The organism is Candidatus Poriferisocius sp., assembly GCF_965204015.1.
Taxonomy (GTDB): Bacteria; Actinomycetota; Acidimicrobiia; order Acidimicrobiales; family Bin134; genus Poriferisocius.
This window is the reverse complement of the sequence record NZ_OZ241965.1, coordinates 3,757,154-3,774,018: the sequence shown is the minus strand read 5'-3', so window position 1 is coordinate 3,774,018 and position 16,865 is coordinate 3,757,154. Positions and strand designations below refer to the sequence as shown.

General features: G+C 66.2%; 16 protein-coding genes. 5 read left to right on the top strand and 11 right to left on the bottom strand.

Translation table 11 applies throughout. From position 1 onward, the window contains the following. Positions 1 to 8: 8 nt before the first annotated feature. Positions 9 to 1,211, bottom strand: a complete 1,203-nt coding sequence (locus tag ACOGJC_RS17100) for an acetyl-CoA C-acetyltransferase (RefSeq protein WP_419846200.1) — start codon at positions 1,209 to 1,211, stop codon at positions 9 to 11. Between the two features lie 74 nt (positions 1,212 to 1,285). After that, positions 1,286 to 3,004, bottom strand: a complete 1,719-nt coding sequence (locus ACOGJC_RS17095) for an N-acyl-D-amino-acid deacylase family protein (RefSeq protein ID WP_419846199.1) — start codon at positions 3,002 to 3,004, stop codon at positions 1,286 to 1,288. 127 nt (positions 3,005 to 3,131) lie between these two features. Between ACOGJC_RS17095 and ACOGJC_RS17090 the strand changes: the two genes are divergently transcribed. From ACOGJC_RS17090 to ACOGJC_RS17080, 3 genes are all read left to right on the top strand, one after another. Next, complete coding sequence (locus ACOGJC_RS17090; RefSeq protein WP_419846198.1) at positions 3,132 to 4,352, top strand: amidohydrolase family protein; 1,221 nt, start codon at positions 3,132 to 3,134, stop codon at positions 4,350 to 4,352. A 40-nt stretch (positions 4,353 to 4,392) separates the two neighbouring features. After that, a complete protein-coding gene (locus tag ACOGJC_RS17085) occupies positions 4,393 to 5,874 on the top strand; it encodes an aldehyde dehydrogenase family protein (RefSeq protein ID WP_419846197.1) in 1,482 nt (493 codons plus the stop codon). A 288-nt stretch (positions 5,875 to 6,162) separates the two neighbouring features. Next, positions 6,163 to 6,690, top strand: a complete 528-nt coding sequence (locus ACOGJC_RS17080; RefSeq protein ID WP_419848262.1) for a phosphotransferase family protein — start codon at positions 6,163 to 6,165, stop codon at positions 6,688 to 6,690. A 99-nt stretch (positions 6,691 to 6,789) separates the two neighbouring features. Here ACOGJC_RS17080 and ACOGJC_RS17075 read toward each other — a convergent pair whose 3' ends face one another. Then, positions 6,790 to 7,026 carry a hypothetical protein gene (locus tag ACOGJC_RS17075; RefSeq protein ID WP_419846196.1) on the bottom strand — a complete coding sequence of 79 codons (237 nt, stop codon included), beginning with the start codon at positions 7,024 to 7,026 and terminating at the stop codon, positions 6,790 to 6,792. A 485-nt stretch (positions 7,027 to 7,511) separates the two neighbouring features. Between ACOGJC_RS17075 and ACOGJC_RS17070 the strand changes: the two genes are divergently transcribed. After that, entirely contained in the window at positions 7,512 to 7,838 is a 327-nt protein-coding gene (locus tag ACOGJC_RS17070; protein WP_419846195.1) for a helix-turn-helix domain-containing protein, read from the top strand. A 41-nt stretch (positions 7,839 to 7,879) separates the two neighbouring features. Here ACOGJC_RS17070 and ACOGJC_RS17065 read toward each other — a convergent pair whose 3' ends face one another. Together ACOGJC_RS17065 and ACOGJC_RS17060 are read right to left on the bottom strand one after the other, a co-directional pair. Then, on the bottom strand, positions 7,880 to 8,116 hold the full coding sequence (locus ACOGJC_RS17065) for a hypothetical protein (RefSeq protein WP_419846194.1): 237 nt from the start codon (positions 8,114 to 8,116) through the stop codon (positions 7,880 to 7,882). Between the two features lie 408 nt (positions 8,117 to 8,524). After that, positions 8,525 to 9,361, bottom strand: coding sequence for an SDR family NAD(P)-dependent oxidoreductase (locus ACOGJC_RS17060; RefSeq protein ID WP_419846193.1), 837 nt, complete (start codon positions 9,359 to 9,361; stop codon positions 8,525 to 8,527). Between the two features lie 92 nt (positions 9,362 to 9,453). Here ACOGJC_RS17060 and ACOGJC_RS17055 point away from each other — a divergent pair, with 92 nt between their 5' ends. After that, complete coding sequence (locus ACOGJC_RS17055) at positions 9,454 to 9,924, top strand: peroxiredoxin (RefSeq protein WP_419846192.1); 471 nt, start codon at positions 9,454 to 9,456, stop codon at positions 9,922 to 9,924. Between the two features lie 15 nt (positions 9,925 to 9,939). Here the strand turns inward: ACOGJC_RS17055 and ACOGJC_RS17050 are convergent, their stop codons facing one another. The 6 genes from ACOGJC_RS17050 to ACOGJC_RS17025 are packed head-to-tail and all read right to left on the bottom strand — an operon-like array spanning position 9,940 to position 16,830. Continuing rightward, positions 9,940 to 10,881: an NADP-dependent oxidoreductase gene (locus tag ACOGJC_RS17050; protein ID WP_419846191.1), complete on the bottom strand. Its 942-nt coding sequence runs from the start codon at positions 10,879 to 10,881 to the stop codon at positions 9,940 to 9,942. A gap of 36 nt (positions 10,882 to 10,917) precedes the next feature. Next, positions 10,918 to 11,778: an RCC1 domain-containing protein gene (locus ACOGJC_RS17045; protein ID WP_419846190.1), complete on the bottom strand. Its 861-nt coding sequence runs from the start codon at positions 11,776 to 11,778 to the stop codon at positions 10,918 to 10,920. An 18-nt stretch (positions 11,779 to 11,796) separates the two neighbouring features. Beyond that, positions 11,797 to 12,609, bottom strand: a complete 813-nt coding sequence (locus tag ACOGJC_RS17040) for an SDR family NAD(P)-dependent oxidoreductase (RefSeq protein WP_419846189.1) — start codon at positions 12,607 to 12,609, stop codon at positions 11,797 to 11,799. Further along, positions 12,606 to 13,577, bottom strand: a complete 972-nt coding sequence (locus tag ACOGJC_RS17035) for an LLM class flavin-dependent oxidoreductase (protein WP_419846188.1) — start codon at positions 13,575 to 13,577, stop codon at positions 12,606 to 12,608. The genes ACOGJC_RS17040 and ACOGJC_RS17035 overlap by 4 nt, the downstream gene beginning before the upstream one ends. A gap of 47 nt (positions 13,578 to 13,624) precedes the next feature. After that, positions 13,625 to 14,458, bottom strand: a complete 834-nt coding sequence (locus tag ACOGJC_RS17030) for an enoyl-CoA hydratase-related protein (protein WP_419846187.1) — start codon at positions 14,456 to 14,458, stop codon at positions 13,625 to 13,627. Further along, positions 14,455 to 16,830 (bottom strand): HAD-IC family P-type ATPase, encoded by a 2,376-nt coding sequence (locus tag ACOGJC_RS17025; RefSeq protein WP_419846186.1) that lies wholly within the window; start codon positions 16,828 to 16,830, stop codon positions 14,455 to 14,457. The genes ACOGJC_RS17030 and ACOGJC_RS17025 overlap by 4 nt, the downstream gene beginning before the upstream one ends. Positions 16,831 to 16,865: the final 35 nt, after the last annotated feature.

Here is a 16,865-nt window from a genome sequence, read left to right as displayed (position 1 = left end):
TGTGGGGCCTAGCTAAGGCGCTCCACAATCATGGCCATGCCCTGGCCGCCGCCCACGCACATGCTCTCGACACCGATGGTCTTGTCGGCGTCCTCCAGCCCGTTCAACAGCGTGCCCATGATGCGGGCGCCGGTCATGCCAAAGGGGTGGCCCAGGGCGATGGCCCCGCCATTCACGTTGAGCTTGTCGTAGTCGATGCCCAACTCGTCGGCGCTGGGGATCACCTGGGCGGCGAAGGCCTCGTTGATCTCCACCAGGTCGACGTCGTCGATGGTCATCCCGGCCCGCTCCAGTACCTGGGCGATGGCCGGAATGGGGCCGAGGCCCATGATCTCAGGGTTCACTGCGGCCACCCCAGAGGCCACGATCCGGGCCAGCGGCTTCACGCCCAGCTCGGCGGCCTTGGTGTCGCTCATCACCACCACCGCGGCGGCCCCGTCGTTGAGCGGGCATGCATTGCCCGCGGTAACGGTGCCGTCGGGGCGGAACACCGGGTTGAGCTGGGACACTTTCTCGATGACGGTGCCGGCTCGAATGCCGTCGTCCTTGGTCACCAGCGTGCCGTCGGCCAGCGGATAGGGGGTGATCTCCCGCTCGAAGAAGCCCCGCTCCTGGGCCGCCTCGGCCCGGTTCTGCGACCTGACGCCGAACTCGTCCTGGCGCTCGCGGCTGACATTCCAGGCCTGGGCTACGTTCTCCGCGGTCTGGCCCATGGCGATGTAGATGTCGGGCAGGCCCTCAGGCGGTGACCACACCGCAGTGCCCTCGCCGCTGCGCTCAGCTGAGCGAGCCTCGGCCTCGGCGAACTTGTCGTTCTTGCCGCCCCGGTCGGAGGCACCGGAGGCGAAGCGGCTCACGCACTCCACCCCGCCAGAAACAAACACGTCGCCCTCACCGGCCCGCACTGCGTGGGCGGCCATGCGGATGGTCTGAAGCGACGAGGAGCAGTAGCGGTTCACGGTCACGCCGGGCACGTCCAGGCCGGCCAGCAGCCCCGACAACCGAGCGATGTTGTAACCGGCCTCGCCCGCGGGCTGGGCGCAGCCCCACATCACGTCCTCGACATCGGCCCCGTCGATCTGGGGGACCTTGCCGAGCACGTCGTCGATGATGAACGCCGACATGTCGTCGGGGCGGACGTCGGCCAGCGAGCCCTTTACGGCTCGCCCGATGGGCGTGCGGGAGGTGGCGACGATGACTGCTTCGGGCATGGTGGCTCCTGTTTTTGCTTGTGATCAGTTGGGTTGGGGGCCCCTTGGGCCGATTGGGATGGGAAGTCTGGAGTCTAGGAGAGGTCTATTCGCTCGGTGTCGCTTCCGCTGCGGAGGTGCTTGCCCGGTCGAGCGTCGGTGAACTTCCCGTCCCGAACGATTTCCTCGCCGTTGCAGAACACGTGGTCGATGCCGTCGGCCTCTCCGTACAGGCGGGGAGCGCCGGCGGGCAGGTCGGCCACCACCGTGAGCGGCTTGGCCCCCACCCGGGACTCGTCGATCACCACCACGTCGCCGTGCCAGCCCTCTTGGAGCTGGCCCCGCTCCTTGAGGCCGTACAGCTGGGCCTGCACATCGGTCATCAGATGGACGGCCTCCTCGGTCGAGATGAGCTCCCGCTCCCGCATGCACTGGCCGAGCATGGACGTGGCGTAGTTGGCGGTCATGAACAGGTCGAGGTGGGCTCCGGCGTCGGAGGCGCCGATCACCGCCCGGCCGTCCCGCCAGATCTCCATGCGGGCCTTCCAGTCCTCGGTGGACGACACCGGCGGCGGCGTGCCGAAGGAGGTCTTCAGCTCGTCGGCCACCACGATGTCGCACAGGGCGTCGAACGGCTTCTTGCCCTCGTCCTCGGCAATCTGGCCCACGGTGCGCCCCCGATATTGCTCGTTCTCCGGGGCGAACGTGTCGAAGATGATCTTCGTGGACCAGTCGGCCAATCCCTTGAGCGGTCCGGGCTGCTGGGCCAGCTCGTCGAGGCGGTCGCGCTCGGCCTGGTCGGCCAACAGCGCCATCTTCTCGGCGGGCGGGGCCAGCATGGCGCCCTCCCAGTCGGGCAGGGCGTCGAGCACGAAGCCGCCGGCCATGCTGAGGCGAACCGAGAAGGCCATGGGCACGGTGAGGGCCACCACCTTGCCGCCGTTGGCCTTGGCGTGATCGCTGGCCTCCAGCTTGGCGTAGCACTCGTCCAGGTTGCCCTCGGCCACGGTCATCACGTTCCAGTTGAGCTGGGTCTGGGCCGCTACTGACATGTCAGTCATCAGGTTGATGGCGGCATCGTCGAACGGGCCGACACAGGGAATCAGCTCCAACGAGGTGCCCGGGTACTCCGAGCACACTCGGGCCAGCTCCACCAGCTCCTCTCGGCTGGCATAGCGGCTGGGCACCATGTTGCCGAACGGGTCGTTGTGGGTGCGGGCGTAGGAGGAGGAGAACCCCAGCGCACCGGCCTCCAAGCCGGCCCGGAGCAGGTCCTGCATCTGGGCCAGCTCCTCGGGGGTGGCCTCCCGCTTGACGCATTCCGGCCCCATGACCACCCGGCGCAGCGCAGAGTGGCCCACCTTGAAGGCGGTGTTGATCGAAAGGGTGCCATCGAAGGCGTCGAAATATTCGGCGGTAGACCGCCAGTTCCACGGCACGCCGACCTGGAGCGACTCCAGGGGCATGCCCTCCACCCGGGCCAGCATTTGCATCAGATACTCGCCGTCGGCAGGGTCGTCGCTGAGCGGCGCGATGGTGAACCCGCAGTTGCCCCCGATGACGCTGGTCACTCCGTGAAGAGGCGACGGGCTAAGCGTGGTGTCCCAGAACACCTGGGCGTCGAGGTGGGTGTGGACATCGATGAAGCCGGGGCACACTGCTTTGCCGGTCGCGTCCACCGTGCTGGCTGCCTCGGCTGCGCTCAGGTCGCCGATGGCGGAGATTCGACCGCCCTGCAATCCCAGATCGGCTCGGTAGCGAGGGCTGCCGGTGCCGTCGACGATGTCGCCGCCTTTGATGATGCTGTCAAACATGGTTCGCCCCTTATATGCGGCCCTTCGGCACGCTTTGGGCACAATCTAGGCCATGCCTGGGCTCGTTGGCGAAGAACCGGGCGTTGAGTGAATGGCTTGGGCGAAAGCATCGGTAAGCTTCCTCCCCATGGCAGAGATCCCGCGCATCATCTCGGTGGACGACCACGTGGTCGAACCGCCCGACCTTTGGACTGAGCGGCTTCCCCGCAAGTTCCACGACCGCTGCCCCCGGGTGGAGCGCGACAAGGCGACGTTCCACTTCGAGGGCGGGGTGTTCAGCTACGAAAAGGGATCACCCGACGGCACTTGGGGCGACTGGTGGCTCTATGACGACCTGATCTACCCGTTCCCCAAGCTGTCGGCGGCCATCGGGTTCGAGCCGCTCACCAACACCCCGGTTACGTTCGACGAGATCCTGCCGGGGTGCTGGAAGCAGAAGGAGCGCCTCGAGGACATGGAGGCCAATCACGTAGACGCCTCGATCTGCTTCCCCAACGTGCTGCCCCGGTTCTGCGGCCAGACCTTCCACGAGCGGGAGGACAAGGAACTGGCCCTGCTGTGCGTGAAGGCCTACAACGACTGGATGATCGACGAGTGGTGCGCGGGCGATGGCCAAGGGAGACTGATCCCGCTGACCATCATCCCGCTGTGGGACGCCCGTCTGGCCGCCGAGGAGATCCACCGCTGCGCCGACAAGGGCAGCTTCGCGGTGGCGTTCTCCGAGAACCCCTACCACCTGGGACTGCCGTCGATCCACGACCCCAGTCGATTCTGGGAGCCGTTCTTCGCGGCATGCGAGGAGACCGGGACTGTGGTGAACATGCACATCGGCTCCTCCTCGAAGATGCCGACAACGTCGCCCGACGCCCCGTTCGCGGTCAGCTCCACCATCACCTTCAGCAACGCAATGGGCTCGATGTGCGACTACATCCTCTCCGGGGCGTTCGAGCGGTATCCCGGCCTGCGGGTGGCCTACAGCGAGGGCCAGGTGGGGTGGATGCCCTATGTGATCGAGCGCATGGACAAGCTGTGGGAGGAGCGGATCAACGACGACGACGGCGATTTCGGGGTCAATCTGCCCAATCCGCCGTCCTCCTACATCGCCGGCCACGTGTGGGGCTGCATGTTCGACGACGAGGTGGGACTGCGCAACCGCGACCTGATCGGCATGGACCAGATCACCTTCGAAGTGGACTACCCCCATGCCGACTCCACGTTCCCCCACACCAAAGAGATCGCCACCAGGATCGTGACCCAGGCTGCGCTCAACGAGGAGGAGACCTACAAGCTGCTGCGGGGCAACGCCATCGAGTTGTACGGCCTGGAGAAGTACGGAATCGCCGCGTAGCTGTTTGAGGCGACGGGTTATTCGGCAAGGGGGGATTGCTATGGCACTGGCCGAATTGGAGCCGCTGAACGTCGACGACGAATATCGCCTGCTCATCGGGGGTGACTGGGTGGCGCCGGAGGCGGGCACCTACGAGATCGTCGACCCGAACACCACCCAGGTGATCGGCCACGCCCCCGAGGCGTCGACTTCGCAGGTGGCCGACGCGGCTGCCGCGGCCAAGGCAGCTCTGCCGGGCTGGCGAGACACTCCGATGGCTGAGCGCTGCGCCTTGCTGGGCCGGGCTGCTGATCTGATCGACGAGCGGATCGGCGGCCTGACTGGGCTGCTTCAAGGGGAGACCGGGGCCACCATCAACATCACCGAGGCGGTGCAGCTTCCCGCGTGCGGCGACCGATTCCGCCAGTACGAGATTCCGGTGGACCTGGACGAGTCAATGGCGCCGTATCCGGTGGAGGCCAATCCGCTGGGGCCGGGCGGTTTGGCGGGGGCCCACGTCATCCGCCAGCCGGTGGGCGTGGTGGCCTGCATCACCTCGTACAACTTCCCGCTGGTCAATGTCTCAGGCAAGGTCGCCCCTGCGCTGGCCATGGGCAACACCGTGGTGATCAAGCCGGCGCCTCAAGATCCCCTGGCCATGATCAAGGTGGTGGAGATCATCGAGGAGGCCGGGTTCCCGCCAGGTGTGGTCAACATCATCACCGGCTCAGGGGCCGCCGCCGGAGCCGCTCTGGTGGGGTCACCCGACGTGAACATGGTGAGCTTCACCGGTTCGTCCGCGGTGGGGGTCAAGATCATGAGGGCCGGAGCAGCCACCATGAAGCGGTTGCTCATGGAGCTGGGCGGCAAGGGGGCCTGCGTGCTCACCGACGACTGCAACGTGGACGCCGCGATTGGGGCCATCGCATCGGTGTGGGGGCTTCACAGCGGCCAGATCTGCACCGCTCCCACCCGGGTGATCGTCCACCGCTCCCGCTACGACGAGGTGGTGGACAAGCTGACCGCGGTGGCCGGGATGCTCAAGGTGGGCGACGCCCTCGATCGGGAGACGATCGTCGGCCCGGTCATCACCGAGCTGCACCGCAGCCGGGTGGAGCACTTCATCGCCAGCGGCGTGGCCGATGGGGCCACCTTGCAGTGCGGTGGGGAGCGACCGGACCTTCCCGGCTACTTCGTGGCTCCCACCTTGCTGGCGGATTGCGAGCCGGACATGCGGGTGGTGACCGAGGAGATCTTCGGACCAGTGGTGGCGGTGATGCCCCACGACGGCGACGACCACGCGGTGGAGCTGGCCAATGACAGCCACTACGGCCTGTTCAGCTACGTGTTCGCCGACAGCCCCGCCCGGGCCTTCGAGATCGGCCAGCGCATCGAATCGGGCAACGTCGGCATCAACTCACTGGCCCCCCACGTCCACGCCCCCTTCGGAGGCTTCAAGATGAGCGGCGTAGGCCGCGACCGAGGCATCTTCGGCCTCCACGCCTACAGCGAACTCCAAGCCCTCAGCTGGGTATCTAGCTAGCTGCTTTTCGGTGGCACACTGATTGGCGTGGTTGAGGAGCCCCTTGGCGGGGGGATTGCGAACGCTGGGCAGGTAGTCCGGGTCGGTCCGCATGTTCTTCGCCCGTCGAATCCTCACTCAGGTTCGATTCACGCTTTTCTTCGGGCGGTAAGACGGGCCGGATTTGAGGGAGTTCCCGAACCGGTCGGCATTGACGACGATTCCCGCGAGCGGCTCGTGTTTATTGAAGGCGAAGTTCCGATAGCGCCATATCCGGAGTGGAGCCAGTCGGATATTGCTTTGGCATCCATGGTCGAGCTGCTTCGCGGCTTCCACGACGCCGCCAAGGACTTCGACCCTCTGGGGCACACTTGGAATGGCAGTTTGTCGGACCCGGCAGGCGGGACGGTGGTATGCCACAACGACGTGTGCCCGGAGAACGTTGTATTTCGAGATGGCGTCGCCGTTGCCTTGCTCGACTTCGAGTTCGCGGCTCCCGGACGCCCCGTCTTCGATTTGGCCCAACTGGCCCGGTTGTGTGTGCCGATCGAGAACGACTTCGACCAAGCCCGCCTCGGGTGGCGGCCGGCTGACCGGCCAGCGCGGCTGCGGCTCGTGGCCGACGCCTACGGTCTAGACCGAGACGGCCGCAAGGAACTGCTGACCACAATCGACGTCGCCCTCACCCGTGGCGAGGAGTTCATCCGCCACAGAGTGGAATCCGGAGACCCCAACTTCGTCGAAATGTGGAACCAGACCGATGGCGCCGAGCGCTACCACCGCCGACGCCGCTGGTGGAACGACAACCACCATCACTTCGCAGCCGCCCTCAAGTGAGCGGCATTGGGAGCACCAAAGGCGTCTTCGGCCTCCACGCCTACAGCGAACTCCAAGCCCTCAGCTGGGTATCCAGCTAGCTGATTGGAGGCGAGAGCCCTAAGCGGTGGAGGCTGGCCTTAGTACGGCAGCCTTGGCGAATGAGAGAAGTTCGCTGATCAGTTGGTCCTCGGTGAGCAGGGACTTCTCGGCCAAGGTGTGATTGATTTCGGCAATCAGTGGGGTGCTTGTGTCCCAGGTATTAGGGACCAGCCAATCCTCGAACTCGTAGACGTCAATTTGGCCATCCTCAAGCTGCTTGAGCTGGTCTAGGATCTCAGCATCGATCGCTTCCACGGGAAGAATCCTACGCGACCGTGTGTCGAAGGCCACAGGGAAAAAGCCATACGTGGGTGGAAAGCAGCAGGACACGCCTGCCCGCCGGGTGAAGCCCAGCGAAATTCGGCCGCTGTTCAATGAGTCGGGATTATTCGAGCGAGTAACACGCGGCGAGTTGGGAACTTTCTTAGAGTCCGACCGCTTGGTCCTGCCCGAGGTGGGGTTGCCCGAGGGGACGCGGAGCCAGATGGTCTGGTATCTCAGCCTCGACGGTCAGAAACTTGCGCTCGTTCACCAGTATCTACTGCCCGACGGCACAATCGGGGGATCAGGACGGCCAGACCCCAAGCGAATGATTCTCGACACTGAGACGATCTACTGCTGAAGGCAGTGGGCCGCCAGCAGTCGGCGGCCGGTTTGACTCAGCGATGTGGCGGTGACCTGTCTGCCATAACCTGTGAGTTGTAGTACCAAGTCATAGCTTCGACAAGGAAACTGATCTGATGGCCAAGAAATTCAAAGACCTTGCGGCTCCTCTGTATTGCGACCCCAAGTCTCGGGAGCAAATCGAGCGGCACAAGCGGGACATGGAAGCCGAGCTGTTCGCGTGCAAGCTGGTTGATCTGCGCCAGGGTCTGGGGATCAGCCAGACCGATCTGGTCGAGCGGCTAGGCATATCCCAAGCTGGGGTCTCCAAGCTGGAACGGTCCGCCGACCCCAAGCTCTCTACAATGCGCAAGCTCACCGAAGCCCTCGGAGGAACCCTCCACATTGAGGTGCGCGTCGGCGGCCGCTCCATCGAACTCGGCACGGACGCCGCAGACGAGTAATCAGAGCTGCTCAGAGCAGCCAAGCCCCCAATACCTGAGCCTCATCCGGACGGGGCAGGCTTTAGCACGGCGACCCTTGCGTGGGAGAGAAGTTCGCTGATCAGTTGCTCCTCGGTGAGCAGGGACTTCTCGGCCAAGGAGTGGTCGATTTCGGCGATCAACCTGGAGTGGCTCCCCCATGTACGGCCCACATGCCAGTCTTCGAACTCGAAAATGGTCAATCGGCCATTTTCAAGCAGTTTGAGTTGATCTAGGATCTCGGAATCGATTGCTTCCACGGGAAGAATCCTACGCGAGCGTGCGTCCAAGACCACAGAGAAATAGCAATAGGTGGGTGGAAGGAAGCAAGACGCGCCTCGCCGCCGTGTCGAGCCCAGCGAGATCAGACGACGATTCAACAGATCGGGATTGTTCGAGCGAGCCGTACGAGGTGAGCTGATACTGGTTTTGAGGTCTGACTGGCTGGTCCTACCCGAAGTGGGGTTGCCTGAGGGGACGCGGAGCCAAATGGTCTGGTATTTCAGCCCAAAAGGTCGAGAGCTCGCTCTTGTTCATCAGTACCTACTGCCCGACGGCACGATTGGGGGCTCGGGGCGACCGGACCCCAAGCGCATGATTCTCGACGATGAGGTCATCTATTGCTGACGGCTGACATCAAGACAGGCGAATGGCGGCAGGACCGGCTCCTAAACGGGGCGGTGGCCGCCGGGGTAGGGGGTTTTGGCGTCTAGGGTCATGACGGTTAGGCCTAGTTCGTCGAGTAGCGAGAGGCTTGACAGGATCTCGCCGCAGCGGTCTATGGGGCAGTCGCACAGGGCCACGGCTGCTTCCACCATGGCCTCCATTGACTCGATTTGGTCGGGGCGCAGGATGTTCCCCACCAGCTCGTCGGCCCCTTCCGACAACACCGCCGCTTGGGGTTCGATGGTGTTGATGCGGATGTTGCGGGGGTGCAGTTCCACGGCTAGTGCGCTGGTCATGCGGTTCAGGGCCGCTTTGGTGGTGCCGTAGAACCCGAAGGTGCCCTTTACCCCGTCGGAGGGGAACGGCGGGCCGACGGCCAGGTTGGCGGTGGCGCTGGAGAGGTTGACGATCCAGCCTTCCCCGGCGGCTTCCATATCGGGAAGCACTGCGTCGGTGAGGTCGTGAGGGGCCAGCAGGTTGATCTCCAGCATTAGGCGGCGTCGCTTCAGCGGGTAGCCCACCATGGGCTGGTAGATGGCCGCGGCGGCGTTGTTGACCAGAATGTCGATGGGGCCCAGCGCCTCTCGGATATGGGGCACGATGGTCGCTCGGCTGTCGGCATCGGCCAAGTCGGCCTGGATGGCGATGTGGGTGCCGGGATGGGCATTGAGCTCGGCCAAGGTCTCGTTGAGAGAGCCGGGCAGGGTGGGGTGGGAGTCCAGTGTTCGGGCGGTGATGGCCACGTTGGCCCCTTCAGCAGCCAGCCGTTGGGCGATGCCTTTGCCGATGCCCCGGCTGGCTCCAGTGACGATGGCATTCTTGCCTTCAAATCGCTTCATGGCCAGCATCCTAAGTTCGCAGGCCTTTACACCTCGCAGTGAGGCGCCTCCAACTGCTCTGTCTCTGACCGCCGGTACTAGGGTCGCCACTCATGTTGAGTGAAGGAACAAAGGCGCCGGAGTTCACTGCGCCGGATCAGGATGGCAACGATCTGTCTTTGGCTGATCTGCGGGGCAACTGGGTGGCGTTCTGGTGGTACCCGAAGGCGTCCACCAAGGGTTGAACCATCCAGGGACAGGGATTCCGTGATCGAATCTCCGAGTTTGAGGCCCTGAACGCCGTAGTAGTGGGTGCTTCGTTCGACTCCGTGGAGGACCAGAAGGGTTTTGTGGATGGCGAGAGCTTTCCCTTTGCCCTGATCTCTGATCCCGACCGGTCCGTCGGGCGGGCCTATGACGCCGAGCGGGCCGAGGGCGAGCCCTACTTCGAATACGGCCTGCCCCGGCGGATCAGCTACCTGATCTCACCGGACGGCACCGTGGCCAAGGCCTACGACCTCGAGGGTCAGGACTTGGCTGAGCACGCCGCCGTGATCATAGCCGACATCAAAGCGCTGAGCTAGAAGTCCAGAGTTAAATCAGAACTCGATTACCCAGCGCCCGCGCGTCCCGCCGGCTTCCAGGCGGGCGTGAGCCTCTGAGGCGTTCTCCATGGGGACGGTTCCTGCCACCCGCAGGGACACCTGGCCGTCTTCGGCCTGTTGGCGCAGGCGGTCGAGGCGGGCGTGCTCCTTGGCGTATTCGAACACCCAGGTGATGTGGAATTGGATGCCCCGCTCGCCGTTGCCCGGCCAGCCCCGCACCGAGGCGAAGCCTCCGCCGTCGCGCACTGCGGCCACCAGCGGCTCCATCTGCACCGACCCGTCGGCCAGGCCGTCCACGCCGTCGGGGGCGTGCTCCCGGATGCGATCGGCCACGTCGTCGCCCCGGCGCACGATCACGTCGGCCCCGAACGAGGCCACTAGTTCTTCATCGGCTTCCAAGGAATCGGCGATTACCCGCAACCCGTCGGCCTTGGCCAACTCCACCATGTAGCCGCCGTAGCACCCCGCCGCCCCGGTGACGGCCAGCGTCTGGCCCGGCTGGAGCTTGAGCTGGTCGAGGCTGAGCCGGGCGGTGAGGCCGTTCATGGGCAGGGTGCTGGCCTCGGCGAAAGACGAGCCCGCCGGCATCCGGGCCACCGATTCTGCCGACAGCACCACGTATTCGGAGTAGGCCCCGTGCGATCCCATTGGCACCACCATGGCCATCACGTGGTCGCCCACTTCCAGATCGGTGTCAGCGCCCTCGCCGACCTGGTCCAGCACGCCGGCCACATCCATACCCGGCACGTAGGGCGGCGGTCCGGTCTTGGCCTGCTGCTCGGCTCGGGTTCCCGCTCGCACGTGGGTGTCGGTGGGACTGACCGCGGTGGCTCGCACCCGGACCCTCACCTGGCCGGGACCGGCCTCAGGCGTGGGCAACTCCACCACCTCCAGCGCTTCCGGTCCGCCGTATTCGATTACTCCAACTGCTCGCATGGGCCGAGAGCCTAGGGGTTCTTGCGGTGGGTTCGTTCAGTCCCAGCAGATGATGTCGTTGTTTTCGCGCAACCCGCACGCGTGGTCAGCGCCGGACGAAATGGCCACGAACCGCCGTATCTGCGGGTCGGCCGCCCCGCCTGCTCCCCAGCACCGGGGGGTGCCGTCGTCGCGCAGTCCGCACGTATGCTCCCAGCCGGCGGAGAGGGCCGTGAACTGGTCGCTGGGGGGCTCCGCCCGCCCTCCGGCATTGTCGCCCCAGCACGCCACGGTGCCGTCGTCGCGAATCGCACAGGCATGGGAGAGGCCCACGGAGACCGCGGTGAACCGGCCCTCAGGCGGATCGGGCCATCCGTAGTCGCCCCAGCACTCCAGGTTGCCGTTGTCGCGCACCCCACAGGAGTTGTCACCCCAGCCGGCCGAAAAGTCGGTGTAAGGAACCCGGTCGATGGCTGGCACGTCGGCGCGGCCTTTGGTGTTGGGCCAACATCTGACGGTGGCGTCGTCGCGGAGCCCACACGATCGCAGCCCTCCAACAGAGATGGCGGTGAACGTGCCGTGAGGTGGAGGGTTGCGCACCTCGTAGTTGTCGCCCCAGCAGTCGGCGGTGCCGTCGTCGCGGAGCCCGCAGGAATAGCCCGATCCCGCGGAGATGGCGGTGAAAGTTCCACTGGGGGCATAGGCCCAGCCGGCGTTGGTCCACTTGTCGCCCCAACACCAGGCGGTGCTGTCGGTGGTGATCCCGCAGTTGTGGTCCTCGCCAGCGGAGATGGCGATGAACTTGTCTCCCGGCGTGTCGGCGTCGTCGATGAAACAGGCGGTGGCCACTACCGCCACCAAGGCCACAACTGCCGCCAACCGCCAAGTCAAGATCCGACGAATCGACAGCTCGTTCACTTGATCCGCCGTAACTGATCAGGATTGGGCGCGAGAGGCCACCACGTCAGTGAAGTCCACGAACGAGCGCAGAGTGTGGCCCCCGTCAACGGTGATGAACTGGCCGGTGGTGAAGCTCGACTCCGGTCCGGCCAGGTAGCGGATGGCCCCGGCAATGTCGTCGGGGCGGCCGATGCGCTGGAGGGGCTGCTGGTCGAGGTACTGGGCAACCACTGAGTCGTTGTTCACCAAGCCGTCGGTGGCGTCGGTGGCGGTAAGCCCCGGTCGCACCGCGTTGACCCGCACATTCCGGTCGCCCAGCTCGTCGGCGGCCACTCGGACGAGGGCGTCCACCCCAGCCTTGCCGGCGCAGTAGGCGGCCAGGAAGCGGCACGACTGGATGGCCGCGGTGGACGACACCGCCACGATCGACCCGCCCCCCGCGTCGGCCATTCGCTGTCCGGCGTGCTTGATCATGATGAACGGGGCCACCACGTTGAAGCTGACAATGTCGGCGACCTGCTCAGGCTCGTAGTCAAGCACCGCGGCCATGCCGCCCCCTCCGGGAACCGACACCGCCATGTCGAGGCGTCCGGTGGGCTCGGCGGCCAATTCCACCGCAGCCAGCACCTGATCGCTGTCGGTGGCGTCGCAGGTGGTCCAACGGATCGAGCCGCCGGCCTCGCCGGCCAGCGGGGCCAACTCGTCGGCTGCCTCCTGCAAGTGGCCCGGGCTCCGGCTGGCGATGACCACATGAGCCCCGTCGGCCACCAGCAGCCGGGCGGTGGACCGGCCGATACCGCCGGCCCCGCCGGTGACCACGGCCGACATTCCAGCAAGGGGCAAGCTCATAGCTCGGCCACTCCTTCTCTCACAACCGTGCACAGCAGTTCGGCGTGGCGGTGGGCCAAGTCGTCGGGCATCCCGGCGATGCTGGTCCAGCAGTAGGCCTCCACCATGGGGATTCCCTCCGACAAACCCCGCAGGTGGGCAATGGCGTCGTCGGGGGTGAGCACCTCCAGCGGGGATATCACCCCCATGGTGCTGCGCCGTTCCCGCAGCTTGTCCACCGTCAGCGGGCTGGGCGTCTTGCCGGTGCCCGACGCCCCCGCCGCCCGGTATGTGTTGAGCTGCCACGCCAGGTGGGGGAGGATGCGCTCGTAGGCCTCCTCAGGGTCGTCGGCCACCACCAAGCTCACTATCCCGGCCATCTGGGCGACGCCCGGGTCGTGGCCGCCCTCGGCCAAGCCCTCGCTGTAGGGCTCCAGCGATGCCGGGTTGATGGACAGCAGGCCGCAGCCCAGCCGCCCGGCCCGGCGGGCGCCCTGGGGGCCGTTGTATCCCAGCCAGATGGGGAAGGGGTTCTGCACCGCCGGCGGGGTGACAACTCCGCCGTCCAGCAGCTCTCGCACCTCCCGAACCCGCTGGTCGGTGATGGTGTAGCGCTTGGACAGGTCGGCCCCGTAGGCCTCGAACTCGTCGTGCACGTAGCCCGCGCCCAGCCCCAGGTCGATCCGGCCGTTGCTGATCTGGTCGGCCACCGCGGCCTCCTCGGCGATCTGCGGAGCAATCCGAAGGGGCGCCAGCAACACCGCGGTGCCGATGCGGATGCGCTGGGTTCGAGCGGCCACCGCCGCGGCGAAGGTGAGGGGTTGGGGCAGATAGCCGTCCTCGAAGAAGTGGTGCTCGCTGAGCCATACCGAGTCGGCCCCCCACTCCTCGGCTTGGACGGCCAACTCCAGCGACTGCCGGTAGAAGTCGGGCCAGGGCTTGTGCCATTCGGGCGGGTTCCGCAGGTCCATGTAGATGCCGATGCGCATGGCCTGACCCTAACGCCCTTGCCTGGCTCTACTCGTTCTCGGAGTCCCTACTCGTCCTCGGTGGCAGGGGGCATCCAGTCGGGCCAGTGGTCGGCCAGGGTGAGCGACCATTCCGGGGGACGCTTCTCCAGGAAAGCCATCACTCCCTCGGTGGCGTCGGGCTGGCCCATGACGTGGAGGTGGATGCGGCGCTCCAGCTCGTTGATCACTCCCTGGTCGCCGGGCGAAGTGGTCCACAGCAGCCGTTTGCTGAGGGCGGCCGACACCGGAGCCACGTTGACCGCGATGTCTTTGGCGGTCTCCATAGCAGTGGGCAGCACTTCTTCGGCGGGCAGGGCGGCGGTGGCCAGCCCCAACTCGGCGGCCTCTTGGCCGGTGTACATCTTGCCGGTTAGCAGGATCTCCAGTGCTTTGGCGTGGCCCACCGTGCGGGGCAGGGTCCAATGAGAGCGAAAGTCAGGCAGCACCCCTCGGCGGTTCTGCACGATGCCCCATCGGGCGTCGGCGGCGATGTAGCGGATGTCGCATTGCAGGGCCATGGTCATGCCCAAGCCCACCGCATGGCCGTTGACGGCGGCGATGACCGGTTTGCGCACGTCCCAGGGATGGAACTCCAGGGCATCGGAGCGGAAGCTGTCGGGGTTGGGGGTGCCGAACACGCCCGGCCCGCCGGAGAAGTCGGCGCCCGCACAGAAGGCCCGGCCCGCACCGGTGATTACCGCGGCCCGCACCTCCTCGTCGGCATCGCAGCGGCGCAGAGCGTCGGACAACTCGGTGCCCATCAACGTGCTGAAGGCGTTGAGCTTCTCCGGGCGGTTCAGAGTGATGACCGCCACCCGGTCGTTTACCGAATAGGCGATGTCCTGGTAGTCGTCGGTCACTGGCGCTGGTATCTCCTGATGGCCCGGGGGATGTTGACCACACCGGCACCGGCGACGACCATCGCGGCGATGGTGGGGATCCACACCCACGTTGGGGGAGCGTCCAACTCGAAGTAGTCCCGGGCAAACGGCCACACCATCACCAGTGCATACGACCCGGCCATGGCTGCGGCCAAGCCGATCTTCCACGGTCGCAGCGGGCGGCTGATCACCACCAGGATCACCAGCCCCACCCCCAGCAGGGTGAACGTGGCCACCGTGCGGGCCTCGGGCAGGGTGACTTCCTCATGGCGGCGGGCGACCTCAAAGACGAAGAACGACGCCACCGCGGCCAACACCCCCGCGGGGATCGAGAACCGCAGCACCCGGCGCAGAAAGCCGGGGCGGATCAACTCGGTGCTGGGGGCCAGGGCCAAGAACAGCCCGGGCACCCCGATGGAGAACGTGCCCACCAGGGTGAGGTGGCGGGGGAGGAACGGGTACTCCACCGTGAATATGCCCACCAGCACGGTGAGCAGCACGGCGTAGGCCGCCTTGGTCACGAACAGGTTGGCCACCCGTTCCACGTTGTTGATCACCTTGCGCCCCTGGGCCAGCACCTCGGGCAAGGTGGCGAACGAGTTGTCGAGCAGCACCAACTGGGCCACCGCCCGGGTGGAGGCCGAGCCGCTGCCCATGGCGATGCCCATGTCGGCGTTCTTGAGAGCCAACACATCGTTCACGCCGTCGCCGGTCATGGCCACGGTGTGGCCTCTCGACTGGAGCGCCCCCACCATGGCCTGTTTCTGCTGGGGGGTGACTCGGCCGAATACCGCGTTCTCAGACAGTGCCCTGGCCATCTCGTCGGTGTCTTCGGGAAGCTCCCGGGCATCCATGTGGCTGTGTGCGTTGGGAATGCCGGCCCGCTGGGCCACCGCGGCCACCGTGGCAGTGTGGTCGCCGGAAATCACCTTGAGGTTCACCCCTTGCTCCCGGAAGAAGGCCAGGATCTCGGGGGCGTCGGGGCGGATGGTGTCCTCCAGCAGGATCAGAGCAAGCGGGGTCCGATCCTCGGGCAGCGTCTCGTCGGCCAACGGCTCGGGGCTGCGGGCCAAAAGCAGGGTGCGCCGACCTGCTTCCGCGTGCGCGGCCACCCGGTCCATAACCAGGGGGAAGTTACCGGCGATCACGTCGGGGGCGCCGAAGTAGAAGGCGCCGTGGCTGCGGAACTCCATGGCCGACCACTTGCGGGCGCTGGAAAACGGTGTGACCCCCACGGGTGTCCAACCACCGGCATCGCCGCCGTCGGGCGCGGGGTAGGCGTCGCGCACCGCCAGCATGGTGGCGTTGGGGGCCTCATCGGCATGGGCCAGGGCCCCGAGAGCAGTGGCCACCAGGCCAGGATCGACGGCGGGCAGGGTCTCCACCTCGCCGAAACTGATGTGGCCGGTGGTGATCGTGCCGGTCTTGTCGAGGCACAGCACGTCGGTGCGGGCCAGCAGCTCCACGGTGGCCAGCTCCTTGGCCAGCGCTCGACGGCGGGCCAGGGCGATGACCCCGGCCACAAACGAGAGGCTGGTGAGCAGGACCAGCCCGTCAGGCACCATGGCCACCGCAGCGGCCACCGTGCCCTGAAGCGCGTTCTGCCAGCGGTCCTCGGTGTCGAGCAGCACCAAGATCAGCAGCGCCGATGCCGGCGGGATGATGATGATCAGCCAGCGCAGCACGGTGTCGATACCCCGGCGCAGCTCGCTGTTGACCAGGGTGAAACGCCTGGCCTCTTCCGACAGCGAGCTGGCGTAGGACTCGGCGCCGATACGGGTGGCCTGGTACCTCCCGCTGCCCGCGGCCACGAAGCTGCCCGACAGCAGCTCGTCGCCGGCCTCCTTCTCGATGGGATCGGCCTCGCCGGTGAGCAGCGACTCGTCGGCCTCCAAGCCGGAAGATGTCAGCACCTGACCATCCACCACCACCTGATCGCCGGGGGCCAGCTCCAGCACTTCGTCGGCCACGACCTCGCTGACGCCAACTTCGGAGACCTCCCCGTCGCGCACCACTCGGGCCTTGGGCGCGCTGAGCACCGCCAGCTTGTCCAGCTCGCGCTTGGCCCGAATCTCCTGGGCCACCCCGATGACCGCATTGGACACCACCACTCCAACGAACAGCCCGTCGCGGGGAAACCCGGCGATCAAGATGGCGGCGAACAGCGCCAGCATGATGCCGTTCACCGGGGAGAACACATTGGCCCGCAAAATCTGGGGCAGCGTGCGCACCGGGGCATCCGGCACTTGGTTGGTGCGCCCCGCGGCCACTCGCTCAGCCACCTGTTCGCTGGCCAGCCCTCTTGCTGGGTTCACCTCGGCTGTCGGGTGCGGAGCGGTCTCAGGGGCCATCAGGCTTTGAAGTTATCGGCTCTGAATCGGGGCGG